A 14046-nucleotide genomic window follows, 5' to 3' on the forward strand; every position below is an offset into this window, starting at 1 on the left:
CGCTAGTTGGGCCAGCGCGGGTCGCGGCCGAGGTGGGCGACGATGCGGTCCAGCAGGTCGTCTCCGGACCACGCGACGTCGGGTGCGAACGGCGTCCCGGGGGCGAGGCGGACCTCGCCGGTCGGGACGACCTGGGCGACGGCCTGGGCTGCCTCGAGCGTGGCGGGGGCGAAGGTGACCGTCGTACCGAGGGACTTCGCGACGTCCCAGCCGTGCACGACGTAGTCGATGAAGTGGAAGCTGATCGCCTGCCCGCCGGGGAAGTCGGCGCCGAACTCCACGAGCGGGAACGTGCGGTCCGCGACGCCGGGCTCCGCGAATGCGTCCAGGACGTGCTCGGCGGACTCGACGTACGCCTTCACCGGGTCGTCGCCGAGGTCGCGCAGCTTCCAGACCGCCGGATCGGACTCGCCGCGGGAAGCGGCCGCGAAGCCGTAGTGCTGGGTGGCCATGTGGGCGAGCAGACCGTACAGCGTCCAGGCCCGGCACGGCGTCGGCCGGGACAGATCGGCGGGGGTCGCGGTCGAGACGAGCTCGATGCCGGCTCGGACGGCCTCGGCATCGAGGGGAACGTAGTCAATAGTGTGCATGCGCTTATCGTATGCGCCAGCATATGATTGCGCCAGTGCTACCTTTCCCGGCATGGCAACCGAGCGTCCCGACCTGGCCGCGATGCTGTACCCGCTGGTGCGGGAGCTGATCGCGCTCGAGCTGCCGGTGCTCGCCGCGCACGAGGTATCGATGTGGGGCTACTCGGTGCTCACCGCGCTGGACGACACCCCGGTCCGGACCCAGGCCGCGCTCGCCGAGGCGATCGGTGCGGACAAGTCCCGCATCATCGGGACCCTCGACGAGCTCCAGCAGGCCGGGCTGATCGAGCGCACCCCGGACCCCGCCGACCGTCGCGTCCGGCTGCTCGCGATCACGCCGCAGGGCCGGCGCGTCCGCCGTACCGTCCGCAAGGAGATCCAGGCGCAGGAGGAGCAGGTCCTCACCGCGCTCACGCCGGCCGATCGCAAGGCCTTCCTCCGCATCTTGCAGGAGCTGCACTCACGCTGACGGTGGAGGCCGTTCCCTCGCGCGAGTGATCCGATCGCCTTCGGAGCTCAACAGACTGGCGGCATGAAGCGAGCGGTCGTGGTGTGGGCAGTGGCGTACGGCGGTCTGCGGGTCTGGTTCGCGACCGGCCACGCCTTCGAGTGGAAGTTGCCGGGCAGTGACCTGTTGATTCCGAACTGGGTCGCGGCGATCGGCTGTCTCGTCGCGGCCTTGGCCGTGATCCGTGTCCGGCCGCGCTTGCTCTGGGTGCTCGCCGCGGGCTGGCTCGCCGCGGCTGGATTCATCCTGCTCGACCTGGTCGCGATGGTCCTGCCGGGTCTCGGAATTCCCTTCGACCTGCTCGGGATGCTCAGCCGGCTCGTCGCGGTCGCGGGCGCCGTACTGCTCGGCCGTCTGGCGAAAGCCCATCAGGCCGCGGCCCAGCCGTGGCCGCACTGGGTCTCGGTCGCCGGCGCCTGCCTGGCTGTCGCCGGTTGCCTGACCAGGCTCGCGGCGCAGGCGGTCGTCGGCTTCGGGCAGATGCCGTACGACGGCAACCTGTCGGTCCTCCTGTTCGAAGGTGGCTTCGTGCTGGCGGGAACGCTCCTGCCGTTCCTGCTCGTGCACCGCATCGGCCGGTACTTCCCGCGATGGCTCCTCCTGCTCCCCGGCTTTACGCTCGGCGCGGGCATCACGGCGTACTTCACGGTCGGGCTGATCCAGATGATCGTCAACGCGGTCCGGGGTGAGCCCGTGTACGGCGATGTCGGTCTGCCGGACAGCTTCTTCTGGGTCGCGGTTCCGGCGTACGTCGTCTGGGGCGCCGGGCTGACCGTCGCCGCGCGCGGGTACCAATTCGCCACCCGGAAGGCAACCGATCCGGAGTGTGATCTAGAAATCACTCACCGTTGAACCATGGAGAGCGTTCAATCGTTCGAACCAGGTACACGACCCCAACCACACCGCGAGGAGCGGCGCTGCTGTGTTCCGGCTCGATGGCCTACGCGTACTTCACCGTGCACCAGGCGGGTGCTTTGCTGCCTGTGCAGAATGGTGGCGAGAAGGCGGCGCTCTTCTGTTTCGCCTTTCCTGCTGATCGCATTCCTCGGCAACGGCGCCTGGTGGGTGCGGCGGGCGGGGACAGCGGAGGCAGCCGCAGTGACCAAGTGACGTGTCCGACCCGATCTTCCCCCCGCGGTTCACAGAGCAGGAGCGCCGATGGCCGACGACCGGGCGATGCTGCTGCGTGAGCTGCACGACGTGCACGCGCCTGCGCTGTGGAGGTTCGTCGTCCGGCTGACCGGCGACGACCGGCTGGCCGAAGACGTCGTCCAGGAGACCCTGCTCCGCGCGTGGCGGCGGCCGAACATCCTGACCGAGGACGAGGCCGGGGCCCGGGCCTGGCTGTTCACGGTGGCGCGCAACCTCGTCATCGACGACCGGCGCAGCGCCCGGGTCAGCCGGGAGGTCGCCAGCGACGATCTCCCGGAGAACCCGAGCGCCGACCATGCGAACGCCGTACTCGACGCCTGGCTGGTGGCCGAGTCACTGGCGCAGCTGTCGGAGGAACACCGGCAGGTGATCGTTCGCGCGTACTACGGACGCCGTACGGTCACCGACATCGCCGAAGAGCTGGACATCCCGTCAGGCACCGTGAAGTCGCGGCTGCACTACGGGCTGCGGGCGTTGAAGCTCGCGCTGCAGGAGAAGGGGGTGACAAGCCAGTGAGTGACCAGTACCGGGACTGGGACGCGGCCTACTTGCTCGGCGCGCTGTCGGCGAAGGACCGGCGTGTGTACGAGGAGCATCTGCACACCTGTGCGGAATGCTCGGCCGGGGTCGCGTCGCTGGCCGGCGTACCCGGTGTGCTGGCCGCGTTGCCGGCTGAGCGGGCGATGGCCACCGTCGCGGCCGACCCGCCGAACCTGCTGCCCGGCCTGGTCCGCACCGTCCAGCGCGACCGGCGCCGGCAGCGGATCCGGCTCGGTGCGCTGACCGCCGGCATCGCGGTCGCCGCCGCCGTGATCGGCGCGCTCGTCGTGCTGCCACTGACCCGCGACGAGCCGAAGGGCGACTACGTCGTGCTCGCCCAGACGGTGTCCAGCAAGCTGTCCGCGGACGCCCGGCTGGTGCCCGAGCCGTGGGGGACGACGATCGAGATCAGCTGCCGGTACGACGAGCTCGCGACGCCGAGCGAACGCGCCCGCGGATACGAGCTGTACGTCACCGACACGTCCGGCAAGGTGCAGCTGATCGCGAGCTGGACGTCCGCGCCGGGGACGACGGTGAAACCGGCGGCGACTACCAAGCTGCAGCGCAACGAGATCCGGGCCCTGGACATCCGCAGCTCCGAGACCGGACGAGTGTTACTGGCAGTTCGTTTCTGAACACGAATGCACACGCGCTGTCGGGGCACCTAGAGGTGAAGGGACGACAGTCGCTCGAGAGGCCGTCGTTCCAGACCCCGGTGTTCAGGGACGTGCGCCGGGGTCGCCGTACGTCGTGACCGGGCCGCAAGAAAGTTCTGGGGAATCTGTAACACTCGCGCCGTCACCAGCGATACACCCTGTGTAACGCCACTGAGGACCCCGTCCCAGGTCAACCGCCCGAAGGGCCTGGGCCGGGGTGCTCGATGCTTCTGAGGCGCCCTGGCAGCGTTACGTGCAAAGGCCCCCGGTGATTCATCACCACCGGGGGCCTTCGCGTTGCGTACCCTCCCTAGGACGCTTGCTCAGTCGGGCCTTCCGACGCGGGCAGAGCGATCCGGTCGGCCGGCAGGCGTTCCGTCCGCTCGTTGCCGTCGTCGCCCTCGTACTGCACCAGAGCGGTCCATCCCGATTCCTCGTGATCGCGGCCGATCAGCCAGCCGCGACGCCAGGTGTCATCCACCAGTACGACGACATGGCTGGGCAGAGGGAGACGGGACACCAGATCGGTGCCGGGCTCGAACTCAGTCATGGCCGAAGGCTAGGTGCAAAACGGCCGCGGCGCCTCTTGAAAGCGTGTTCCCGCACCCGGTTCTCAGAATCCGAACGCCTGGACCGCGCCGTTCACCTTGAGAGCGCGGCCACCCGGGATGTGCGTCACCCAGCCTTGGCGCAACGCGTGCTCACACAATGCCGCGCCTACCGCACCTGCCAGATGCGGTCGTCGTTCGGTCACGTCCAGGCAGGACCTGACTGCCGGGCGTCCGCGGCGGGTGCTGAGCTCGATGCCGAGATCGTCCAGCCAGGCTTGGCCTTTCGGCGTCAGGCTGATCCCCTCGGACCAGTCGACCAGACCCCGCTCCGTCATCGCGTCGGCGAGAGCGACGCCGAGCTTGCCCGCCAGATGGTCGTAGCACGTCCGCGCCCGGGCGAACGCGTCCCGTTTGCTGACGGCCGCCAGACTGTTGACCACCTCGGCCCGCCGCGGCGCCAACGCGGCAAGCCCTTCGAGCAACTCGGCCGTGTCCGGTCCGGCAAGCTTCACGTACCGGTGCCGGCCCTGTCGTACCTCGGTCAGCAGCCCGCCGCCGACCAGCAGATTCAAGTGCTCGCTGATCGTCGGCCGGGACACCTTCGCCACCTTGGCCAACTCACTCGCCGTCCACGCCCGCCCATCCAGCAACGCCAGACAAACCGTCGCCCGAGTCCCATCAGCCAACATCCGCGCCCAGCCCGCCAACTCCTCACCTTCGGCACTCATAACCCCATCATCCCGCCCCCACACTTAGCCCCCCACCGAACCATCCACCTAACGGCAAACGCCGACCGCGAGCACGGGTCCATGGGGCGCGCTGTGGGTGTGCGGGTGCCTGGGGAGGGCATGCGGTGTGGCGTGGGGCGTGGGGTGGGCGTGGGGTGTGGGGTGGTTGGGGGTGCGGGGTGGGTTTGGGGTGCGGGGTGGGCGTGGGGTGCGGGGTGGGTTGGGGGTGCGGGGTGGGTTTGGCGTGTGACGTGGGGTGGGCGTGGGGTGCGGGGTGGGTTTGGCGTGTGACGTGGGGTGGGCGTGGGGTGCGGGGTGGGTTGGGGGTGCGGGGTGGGTTTGGCGTGTGACGTGGGGAGGGCGTGGGGAGTCGGGCGGGCTTGGGGTGCGGGGAGGGCTTGGGGTGCGGGGCGGGCTTGGGGTGCGGGGAGGGCTTGGGGTGCGGGGAGGGCTTGGGGTGCGGGGGAGGGTTTGGCGTGTGTGTTTGGGGTGTGAGGTGGGGCTTGGGGTGTGTGGGCTGGGCTTCGGGTGCGGGGAGGGGTGGGCTGCGGGTGTGAGGGTTGGGTGGGTGGGAAAGCCCCACGCGTGCTACGCAGCCGCCACCTCGTCGCTTCGCTCCTCGCCAGCGCCCGCTACGCGCGCTCCCGCCCACCCCCGGCTAACGCCGGAGCATCAACTTCCGGCTGGCGCCGGGGTGTTGCTCGCTGGGCTCGCGGTTTCGGCTGGCGCCGGGGTGTTGCTCGCTGGGCTCGCGGTTTCGGCTGGCGCCGGGGTGTTGCTCGCTGGGCTCGCGGTGCCGGCTGGTGCCGGGGTGTGGCTTGCGGGGCCTGTGGTTTCGGGTGGTGCCGGGGTGTTGCTCGCTGGGCTCGCTTTCGGGCCTCGTCGGATGGGCTGCTGTCGGGCCGACCGGACTTGGGCTGATGCCGGCGCAACGGTTAGGTGTCTGCCGAACAAAACCGCGCCTAGCGTCGAGCTTCGTGACGCACCTGACGATCGAACCATCCATCCTGTACGTCGGGACGCCGGTCGCCCTGCTCAGCACCGAGAACGAGGACGGCACCGTCAACCTCGCCCCGATGTCGTCCGCCTGGGCGCTCGGTGACGTGGTGGTCCTGGGTGTCGGTGTCTCCGGGCAGACGGCGATCAACCTGCGTGAGCGCCGGGACGTCGTGATCAACTACCCGTCGCCCGACCAGTGGACAGCCGTCGAACGCCTCGCCCCCTTGACTGCCGCGCACCCGGTCCCCGAGCACAAACGCGCCCGCTTCCACCACGAACGCGAGAAGTTCAAAGCAGCCGGCCTCACCCCGACCCCCTCCGAACTCGTCACCCCACCCCGTGTCGCCGAATGCCCGCTCCAGTTCGAGGCGACTGTCGTCCACGCGCAACTCGATGCCAGCAGCAACTTCCTGATCGCCCAGGCCGAAGTCCGGCGGGTCCACGCCGCCGAGCACATCGTCGTACCAGGAACCTCGCACGTCGACCCCGCCGCCTGGTCACCCCTCGTCTACAACTTCCGCCACTACTACGGTCTGGGCCCCGAGCTGGGCGAATCCTTCCGCACCGAAACCCCAAGACACGCGTGACGCGAGCCGAGTCGTGGCGATTGGCTCCGGGCCCCTCCGCCGAGTCGTGGCGATTGGTTCCGGGCCCCTCCGCCGAGTCGTGGATTGTGGTCGTCCGGCGCAGCCAGTTCCCACGACTCGGGGATGGCGGCCGCCTACATGAGGCGTAGGCGGTCGATTTCTTCGTCGGTGAGGACTACGTCGAGGGACGCCAGTACGTCGGGGAGGTCTGCGGCGGGCACAGCGCGGGAGGTGTTGCGGCCGTCGGCGTGTTCGACGGTCAGCGTGTCGCCGACCAGGCGGCGTACGACGCCTTCGGCGACGCGCATGACGACGGGGCGGCCGGTGAAGGGGGAGTTGGGGTGGGTGGAGACGTAGTGGTGGTAGACCTCGTAGTCGATCGGCCGCACCGGTTCGTCGTTGGAGGCGTGCTGGGGGATCCAGCCGTCGGCGGTCTTCTTGGACAGAGTCCAGACGTCGCCGTCCAACTCCAGACGGTGGTCCCAGCCGGCCTGGTCGACGACGGCGCCGTCCTTGAGCGGCGTGGGGTACAGCTGCCCGGCCCCGAACCCCACGTCGGCCAGGAATTCCTGCCCGTTGACCCCGACCTTGAGCAGCGCGTGCGTCCGCGGCCCGGCCTTGTGCGGTTGCACGCGGGCGACCCGCCGTACGACGTCGTACCCGAGCTGCTCGAGCGCGGCGCCGAACAGGAGCGCGTGCTCGTAGCAGTACCCGCCGCGCTGCCGGCCGACGAGCTTGGACTGGATCGCGTCGAGGCCGATGCCGGGGTGGGTGCCGAGGATCACATCGATGTTCTCGAACGGGATCGCCAGCACGTGCGCCTGGTGCAGGCTGCGCAGTGCGTCGGCCGACGGCGGCACACGGTCGTGCCCGATCCGGGCGAGGTAGGCGTCCAGGTCGAGGGTCTCGATGTTCCACATGCCCGCTACCTCAACACTTCCAGCTCACTTGAGGTCAAGCTCCGTGAACAACGTGAGCTGGATGCCGCCGGGGGTTTCGAGGCGGGCGTTCAGCGAGTTCCACGGCGTCCGGGTGGGTTCGGCGACCACCTCGGCGCCGGCCTCGGCCAGCCGGGCCGTCGTTCCGGCCGAGTCGTCGACCTCGAGCGCGACCCGGAACTTGCCGGCCACCCGCCGCCCGACCTCGACCTCGTCGATGTAGTCGGCCTGCGCGCGATTCGCGATCTCGAGCGTCGCGCGTCCGGCCTCGAGGATCATCACCTCGGCATCGCCCGTCGTGTAGGACTCGCGCTCGGGCAGCCCGAGCGCGTCCCGGTAGAACGCCACCGCGGCGTCGTAGTCGTCAACCGTCACAACAAGCCGAAGCTCTTTGGCACTCATGCGGCCAGTATCTACAACCGCGAGACCTGATAGTGCGCGATCAGCCAGCCTTCGTCGGTCCGGCGCAGCAGTACGCCGAGGTTGACGGTCAGCGTCGGCCGGTCGGTGAACGTGAAGTCGACCCTCAAGTAGCCGAGGATCAGATCGTCGGCGAGCTCCCGGGTCTCCAGGATCCGGTACCGCGGCGACAGGCCGAGCGGCTGCGAGTCGTAGTACTCGGCGACCGCGTCGCGCCCGACGCCGTACGGGTGTAAGCCCTGGAAAACGGCGTCCTTCGTGAAGAGCGCCGCGACGCGGGACGGATCGTGGTCGTCGATACCCGACTTCCACTGGTCCAGGACGGTGGTGAGGACGTTGTTCATGCGAGTCTCCTAAGAGGTTGGGCGACGACCGCCGCCAAAGCGACGACGCCGGCGCTGATGAGGAGCGCCTGGTGGTATCCGTTGTGCAGTAGCGGACCGACCGCCAGCGGGCCGACGATCTGGCCGAGGCTGTAGCCGGTGGTGAGGATCGCGACGGCGTGCGGCACGCGGAGTTCGGTGCCGAGCGCGATCGCGAGGTTGGCGACGCCGAGGAACGTAGCGCCGAAGAGTGCAGCCGAGACGAGCGCCGCGGCAACGCTGGGAAGGACGGCCGGCAACGCGATACCGACTGCCTGGACGAGCAACGCGACCATCAGCAGTGCCGACCGTGACCAGCGCCGGCCGAGCCGCGCCCAGAGCGCGGTCGACGGTACGGCGGCCAGCCCGACGACGATCCAGGCGCTGGTGCCGGCCGGGCCGGAGGCGGTTTCGTTGATCGCGGCAACGAGGAACGTGCCGGCGATGATGTAGCCGATCCCTTCCAGGGTGTAGCTGGTGAGCAGCGCGGTGAAGTGACGGGACCTGGTCCCGCCGGCGACTGTGGCAGGTGCCGACGAGCCGGACAGGTGCCACGCCGGGATCGCGCAGGCGACCGTCAGCACGGCGGTGATCCACCACGCCGTACGCCAACTGCCGCCGACCAGGACCATGCCCGACACGGCGATGCCCGCGCCGACGCCGCCGAACGTCCAGCCCACGTGATGGCTCTGCAGCCGGGGGAGTACGGCGTTGACGGCGATCACGAACACCAACGCGCTCGCGATTCCGGCGACCAGGCGCAGAACGAGCCAGAGCGAAGGGCTCAGCGGCATCAGTGCGAGGGTCGCGGCCAGGATCAGCAGCGACAGCCGGAGCGCCCAGCGGGAGTGCAGCAGCCGCGGTACGACGACCGCAGCCAACGCACCAGCCAGGTAGCCGGTGTAGTTGGCCGTCGCGAGCGCTGCTCCGAGACGCGGCGAAAGGCCGGCCTGCGAGTGCATCAAGGGCAGGATCGGCGTGTACGCGAACCGGCCGATGCCCATACCGCCGGCCAGTGCCGCCGCGCCTTGTCCCGCCAGGCGCCACTGCTTCATGTCACTGACCTGCCTGCTGGCCGCCGTCGACGTGCAGGATCTCGCCGGTGACGAACTTCGCGGTCTCCAGGTACGTGACAGCGTCGACGATCTCCTCGATCTCGCCGAGCCGGCCGACCGGGTGCAGCGCCGCGAGGAACTCGTGCGTCTCCTCCGGGTGCATCGGCGTCCGGATGACGCCCGGAGCGACCGCGTTCACCCGGATGTTGCGCGCGGCGTACTCGGTGGCCAGCGACTTCGTGGCGGAGTTCATACCGCCCTTGGTCAGCGCGGCCAGGACTGCCGGGACACTGCTGAAGCCGCGGTCGGCGAACGTCGTGGTGATGCTCACCACGTGGCCGCCGTCGGGGTTCTCGAGCATCGCGGCGATCGCTCGCCGGGTGACGTCGAAGAAGCCGCGCAGGTTCAGGCCGGTGACGACGTCGTAGTCCTCGTCGGTGTACTCGGTGAACGGCTTCGCGACGAAGATGCCCGCGTTGTTGACCAGGGTGTCGATCCGGCCGAACGCCTCCAAACCCTGCTCGATCACCCGAGCACCGGTGCCGGGCTCGGCGAGGTCGCCGGGAACGGTCAGTACGTCGGGGTCGTCGGAGGGCGTGATCGTGCGCGAGTTCGCGACCACGGCGTAGCCGAGCTTGCGGTAGGCCGTGACGAGCCCGGCGCCGATGCCCTGCGAGGCTCCGGTGATCACGGCGACTTTCTGGTGGTTCATGGTGCTCCTGTTCGGGAAATGGTGCTGCCTGTAGTTCGATAGTTGTCGAACCATCGAGGCTTTTCCACGACCGGTTTGCTCTCAGCTGGGAGGCTCGGCCTACGAGGGCATGTCTGACAATCCAGCGCCTACTGCGGGGCACTCGGCACGGCATCTCGCCGCACGTGAGCAAAGGCCACGATGCGCCGCATCGAGACCTTCGCTCCCGCACGCCGAGCTACCGCACCGAGCACCTCCTCGCGACGGCGCTGGATTATCAGACATGCCCTAGGCTGCGGGGCGTGGAGCTGCGCCAGTTGCGGTACTTCGTGGCGGTCGCCGAGGAGCTGAACTTCGGCCGGGCCGCGGCGCGGCTGCACATCGCGGGGCCGTCGCTGTCGCAGCAGATCAAGTCGCTCGAGCGGGACCTCGGCGTACCGCTGTTCGAACGCGATCGCCGGACTGTGCGGCTGACCGCGTTCGGGGAGACGCTGCTGCCGCAGACGCGGGCGCTGCTTGAGCAGGCCGACGCGCTCCGGCGTACGGCCCGGGGGTTCGCGGCCAGCGAGCCGGTGCGGCTGGGGTACGTCAGCTGGCGGCCGCCCGATCTGGCCGAGCGGGTGTCCGGGGTCGCGCAACTGCTCGTCGACACCTGGGTGATGCCGTCGCACACGCAGGCAGGCCGGGTCGCGGAGGGGAGCATCGACCTGGCGATCTGTTGGGTGCGCGCGACCGACCTCGCGGAACAGGAGTTGTCCGGCTCGTTGCTGGGGGCGGACCGGCTGATCGCGGTCTCGGTCGGCGACGACTCGCCGGTGCGAGCGCGCGACACCGTCGTGCTGGTGGACGCGGACACCGAGGCCTGGGCCTCCTGGAACATCTACGCGATCGAGTTCGCCCGCGCCACCGGTGCGTCAGTGGAGCGGATCGACGACCACGGCATCACCGGACCGGGGTTCTACGAGCACGTACGCCGTCTGCGCCGTCCGGTCGTCAGCTCACCCAAACGGGACGCGACGCCACTGCCGCGCGACTTCGCCCGACGGCAGGTCGTCGACCCGGTCCCGGTCTGGACCTGGGCTCTGGTGGCACGCCGCGACGAGGAGCGCCCCGCCGTACTCGCGGCGGTCGAGGCGCTGACGCGGGACGTGAAGGTGGAGTTCGACCCGGACGCCTGGCTGCCGGCCGACGACCCGTTCCGCTGATCACCAAGCCTGGGTCAGGGCGGTGGTGGTGGACGGGGTCAGGCGGTAGCCGGTGTGGGCCGAGAACTCGGCGGACAGGCCGAACCGGTCGCCGCGGACAAGGGTGTGGCGCCACTCGACGGGGCGGTTCTGTGACGTGCCCTGACGGATGATCGAGAACGCCGCGGCCTCGGGCGGGCAGTGCAGGAGCGCGCGTTCGGCCGTCGTGGGGACGACGGCGCGGATGTCCTCGCGGCCGTGGTCGAGAGTGATGCCGGCCCGTTCGGCCAGCTCGTTGTAGAGGCTGGTGTGCGTGAAGTCCGCGTCCAGGAGCGGCTCCGCGAGAGTGGCGGGCAGCCAGACGCGGTCGAGCGCGAGCGGCTCGTCACCGGCGTACCGGAGGCGCTCGAGGTAGAGCAGCGGGATCGACGCCTCGAGGTCGAGACGGGCCGCGATCACCCCGTCGGCGCGGACGTCGAGCGCCCGGACGACGCTGTGCTGCGGCAGGCCGGACTCCTCGACCGAGGAGAACAGGCTGTAGAGCGCGCCCATCGGCTGCCGGATCTCGGGCGCTGTCGCGACCCGCGGCTGCCGGCCGCGCTCGGCGAGGATCAGGCCGTCGGTGCGCAGCTGCGCGAGCGCCTGGCGGACGGTGTGCCGGCTGACCGCGTACTCCTCGACCAGCGCGAGCTCACCCGGGAACGCGTCGTCGAACTCTCCGGACCGCAGCCGCCGGACCAGATCCGCCTGCAACTGCTTCCAGAGCGGCTCGCCGCCGCCTCGTTCGAGCTTGCGCACGCGGTTCCCTCCAGAGTTGCAAAATGTCCGGTCATCTCCTACCTTCAATGTACGTACATTTCTCGCAGGAGGGGACCGGCTGGTGGTGCAGTTCGAGGTTAGGACACCTGGCAGCCACCCCGCCGTCGCTACCGCCCACCGCCGCCTGGATCCGGTCGTACGGCGCCTGCGCGGCCTCGGGATCGTGCTGCTGGTGACCGCCGTGGCGGTGCCGCTCGGGCGACTCGTTCCGCTCGTCGGCGGGCCGGTCTTCGGGATCCTGCTCGGCGTGATCGCGGGCAGTGTGATCCCGGCGTTGCGCTCCGACGTCTGGCGTCCCGGGTACGATTTCGCCTCGAAGACACTGCTCCAGTTGTCGATCGTGGTCCTCGGGACCGGGCTGTCGCTGCAGCAGGTCGCCCGGGTGGGCGTCTCGTCGCTGCCAGTCATGCTCGGAACGTTGGCCCTCGCCCTCGGCGGTGCGTGGGTGTTCGGTCGGCTGCTCGGCGTCCGCGGTGACACCCAGACGCTGATCGGCGTCGGTACGGCGATCTGCGGCGGCTCCGCGATCGCGGCCGCGACCGCCGCGATCGGCGCCAAGCGCTCGTCGGTCGCCTACGCGCTGGCGACGATCTTCACCTTCAACATCGTCGCCGTGCTGACGTTCCCGCCGCTCGGGCACCTGCTCGGCCTGAGCTCCGAGGCCTTCGGCCTGTGGGCCGGTACGGCGGTCAACGACACGTCGTCCGTCGTCGCGGCCGGGTACGCGTACAGCCAGGCGGCCGGCGACCAGGCGATCGTCGTCAAGCTCACCCGATCGCTGACCCTGATTCCGATCGTGCTGACGCTGGCCGCGCTGAAGATCCGCCGCGAGAACCGCGCGGCGCGGGCCCTCGACGCCGTCGGCGAAGGGTCGTACAAGGGCGCCACGGCCTCGATCCGTCAGCCGTTGCCGTGGCGCAAGCTCGTGCCGCTGTTCCTGATCGGCTTCGTCGCCGCCGCGGGCCTGCGCTCCGCGGGCGCCGTACCGGAGTCCTGGCTGCCGACGCTGACCGTGATCGGGACCTGTCTGATCACCGCCGCGCTGGCTGCGATCGGCCTGTCCCTGCGCCCGCGTGAGCTACGCGACGCAGGGCCCAGGCCGCTCCTGCTCGGAGCGATTCTCTGGGCCCTGGTCGCTGTCGGATCCCTTGGATTTCAATGGATCTAACATCATCTGTGACGTGGGCCGTAGGCGAGCGCCGCCGACTGCGGTAACAGAGGGTATTGGTACGATCGCTGGCGTGAGGATCGTCGTCCAGGTGAAACTGATGCCGGATGCCGCGCAGGCACAGGCTCTTGCCGCAACTCTGCGGACGGTCAACGAATCGGCGAATTGGGTGTCGTCTGTCGCGTTCGAGCGGGGCGTTCCGCGCGAATATGAGCTTCGCAAGCACAGCTACACCAAGCTCAAAGCTGGTGGACTCGGGGCCCAGGCGGCACAGCACACCATCAAGAAGGTCAGCCACGCCTACGCGGCTCTGAAGGCAAACATCCGCGCGGGGAATCTCGGCAAACCAGGCTCGAGGCGCAGGTCGAACGCGGAATCCAAGCCGATCGTCTTCCGGCACGATGCCGCGCACCCGTTCGACGATCGGTGCCTGTCATGGCAGTACGACGCGCAGACCATCAGCATCTGGACCACAGGGGGCCGACTGAAGGCGGTCCGCTTCATCTGCTCGGCTGGTGCGCTCAAGATGCTGCGCAAGCATCGCAAGGGCGAGTCCGATCTGATCGAACGCGACGGCATCTTCTACCTGATCGCTGTCTGTGAGATCACCGAAGCCACGCAGTACGAACCCGACGGGTTCATCGGCGTGGACCTGGGCATCGCCAACATCGCGACAACATCCACAGGCTTCCGGGCTGCCGGCCGCAGCCTGAACAGGTACCGGAAGCGTCAGGTTGAGCTCCGCCGCAAATTGCAGGTCAAGAACACCAAATCTGCGAAGCGTCGCTTGAGGAATCGGCGCAGCAAGGAACGCCGGCACACCGCGAACGTCAACCACATCATTGCGAAGAAGATCGTGACCGAGGCTGAACGCACCTCACATGGGATCGCCCTGGGGTCGGGTCGACCAGGTCCGATTCATCTGCCGGTCGTGCGGGGTCGCTGCCCACGCTGACTGGAACGCTTCACGCAACATCGCCGCACGCGGCGAGGCTGCGTGGATCGCGGGGCGTGAGTCACGCGTCCCAGCCACCGTGTAGGTGGTCCGGACGGAGGGACCAACCCAGCAGCCAGCTGGGCGCTACCTCCAGGCTCGGC

Annotated in this window: 18 protein-coding genes; 9 read left to right on the forward strand and 9 right to left on the reverse strand. The window is 69.4% G+C overall.

Annotated features, from left to right (window positions below):
* Positions 1-2 precede the first annotated feature (2 nt).
* Positions 3-590 (reverse strand): TIGR03086 family metal-binding protein, encoded by a 588-nt coding sequence (locus AB0L64_RS10600; protein ID WP_363709924.1) that lies wholly within the window; start codon positions 588-590, stop codon positions 3-5.
* A gap of 52 nt (positions 591-642) precedes the next feature.
* On the opposite strand from AB0L64_RS10600, the gene AB0L64_RS10605 reads away from it, so the two are divergent.
* The 4 genes from AB0L64_RS10605 to AB0L64_RS10620 all read left to right on the forward strand — a co-directional run bounded on the left by AB0L64_RS10605 (position 643) and on the right by AB0L64_RS10620 (position 3425).
* Positions 643-1059, forward strand: a complete 417-nt coding sequence (locus AB0L64_RS10605; protein WP_363709925.1) for a MarR family winged helix-turn-helix transcriptional regulator — start codon at positions 643-645, stop codon at positions 1057-1059.
* 63 nt (positions 1060-1122) lie between these two features.
* On the forward strand, positions 1123-1950 hold the full coding sequence (locus tag AB0L64_RS10610) for a hypothetical protein (protein WP_363709926.1): 828 nt from the start codon (positions 1123-1125) through the stop codon (positions 1948-1950).
* A gap of 306 nt (positions 1951-2256) precedes the next feature.
* Positions 2257-2766, forward strand: a complete 510-nt coding sequence (locus tag AB0L64_RS10615; RefSeq protein WP_359940557.1) for a sigma-70 family RNA polymerase sigma factor — start codon at positions 2257-2259, stop codon at positions 2764-2766.
* The gene (locus AB0L64_RS10620) at positions 2763-3425 is read left to right on the forward strand and encodes a zf-HC2 domain-containing protein (protein ID WP_363709927.1); all 663 of its coding nucleotides are present in this window, start codon (positions 2763-2765) and stop codon (positions 3423-3425) included. Before AB0L64_RS10615 ends, AB0L64_RS10620 begins: the two co-directional genes overlap by 4 nt.
* 331 nt (positions 3426-3756) lie before the next feature.
* On the opposite strand, the gene AB0L64_RS10625 is transcribed toward AB0L64_RS10620, so the two are convergent.
* Together AB0L64_RS10625 and AB0L64_RS10630 are read right to left on the reverse strand one after the other, a co-directional pair.
* On the reverse strand, positions 3757-3996 hold the full coding sequence (locus AB0L64_RS10625) for a hypothetical protein (RefSeq protein WP_359940554.1): 240 nt from the start codon (positions 3994-3996) through the stop codon (positions 3757-3759).
* A 63-nt stretch (positions 3997-4059) separates the two neighbouring features.
* Complete coding sequence (locus AB0L64_RS10630; RefSeq protein WP_363709928.1) at positions 4060-4725, reverse strand: helix-turn-helix domain-containing protein; 666 nt, start codon at positions 4723-4725, stop codon at positions 4060-4062.
* Between the two features lie 977 nt (positions 4726-5702).
* Here AB0L64_RS10630 and AB0L64_RS10635 point away from each other — a divergent pair.
* Complete coding sequence (locus AB0L64_RS10635; RefSeq protein ID WP_363709929.1) at positions 5703-6311, forward strand: flavin reductase; 609 nt, start codon at positions 5703-5705, stop codon at positions 6309-6311.
* Positions 6312-6445: 134 nt separating this feature from the next.
* Here the strand turns inward: AB0L64_RS10635 and AB0L64_RS10640 are convergent, their stop codons facing one another.
* The 5 genes from AB0L64_RS10640 to AB0L64_RS10660 are packed head-to-tail and all read right to left on the reverse strand — an operon-like array spanning position 6446 to position 9798.
* Complete coding sequence (locus tag AB0L64_RS10640; protein ID WP_363709930.1) at positions 6446-7231, reverse strand: arylamine N-acetyltransferase; 786 nt, start codon at positions 7229-7231, stop codon at positions 6446-6448.
* Between the two features lie 24 nt (positions 7232-7255).
* A complete protein-coding gene (locus AB0L64_RS10645) occupies positions 7256-7651 on the reverse strand; it encodes a VOC family protein (RefSeq protein ID WP_363709931.1) in 396 nt (131 codons plus the stop codon).
* 11 nt (positions 7652-7662) lie between these two features.
* The gene (locus tag AB0L64_RS10650; protein ID WP_363709932.1) at positions 7663-8013 is read right to left on the reverse strand and encodes an SgcJ/EcaC family oxidoreductase; all 351 of its coding nucleotides are present in this window, start codon (positions 8011-8013) and stop codon (positions 7663-7665) included.
* A complete protein-coding gene (locus AB0L64_RS10655) occupies positions 8010-9086 on the reverse strand; it encodes a YbfB/YjiJ family MFS transporter (RefSeq protein WP_363709933.1) in 1077 nt (358 codons plus the stop codon). Before AB0L64_RS10655 ends, AB0L64_RS10650 begins: the two co-directional genes overlap by 4 nt.
* A 1-nt stretch (position 9087) precedes the next feature.
* Positions 9088-9798 (reverse strand): SDR family oxidoreductase, encoded by a 711-nt coding sequence (locus AB0L64_RS10660; RefSeq protein WP_363709934.1) that lies wholly within the window; start codon positions 9796-9798, stop codon positions 9088-9090.
* A gap of 281 nt (positions 9799-10079) precedes the next feature.
* Between AB0L64_RS10660 and AB0L64_RS10665 the strand changes: the two genes are divergently transcribed.
* Positions 10080-10982, forward strand: coding sequence for a LysR family transcriptional regulator (locus AB0L64_RS10665; RefSeq protein WP_363709935.1), 903 nt, complete (start codon positions 10080-10082; stop codon positions 10980-10982).
* Here AB0L64_RS10665 and AB0L64_RS10670 read toward each other — a convergent pair whose 3' ends face one another.
* Positions 10983-11759, reverse strand: a complete 777-nt coding sequence (locus AB0L64_RS10670) for a GntR family transcriptional regulator (protein ID WP_363709936.1) — start codon at positions 11757-11759, stop codon at positions 10983-10985.
* A gap of 82 nt (positions 11760-11841) precedes the next feature.
* Between AB0L64_RS10670 and AB0L64_RS10675 the strand changes: the two genes are divergently transcribed.
* From AB0L64_RS10675 to AB0L64_RS10685, 3 genes are all read left to right on the forward strand, one after another.
* A complete protein-coding gene (locus AB0L64_RS10675; protein WP_363709937.1) occupies positions 11842-12948 on the forward strand; it encodes a putative sulfate exporter family transporter in 1107 nt (368 codons plus the stop codon).
* A gap of 73 nt (positions 12949-13021) precedes the next feature.
* The gene (locus AB0L64_RS10680) at positions 13022-13903 is read left to right on the forward strand and encodes a transposase (RefSeq protein WP_363709938.1); all 882 of its coding nucleotides are present in this window, start codon (positions 13022-13024) and stop codon (positions 13901-13903) included.
* Complete coding sequence (locus tag AB0L64_RS10685) at positions 13830-13988, forward strand: zinc ribbon domain-containing protein (RefSeq protein WP_363709939.1); 159 nt, start codon at positions 13830-13832, stop codon at positions 13986-13988. Before AB0L64_RS10680 ends, AB0L64_RS10685 begins: the two co-directional genes overlap by 74 nt.
* Positions 13989-14046 lie beyond the last annotated feature (58 nt).

The organism is Kribbella sp. NPDC051936 (assembly GCF_040680955.1).
GTDB lineage: Bacteria > Actinomycetota > Actinomycetes > Propionibacteriales > Kribbellaceae > Kribbella.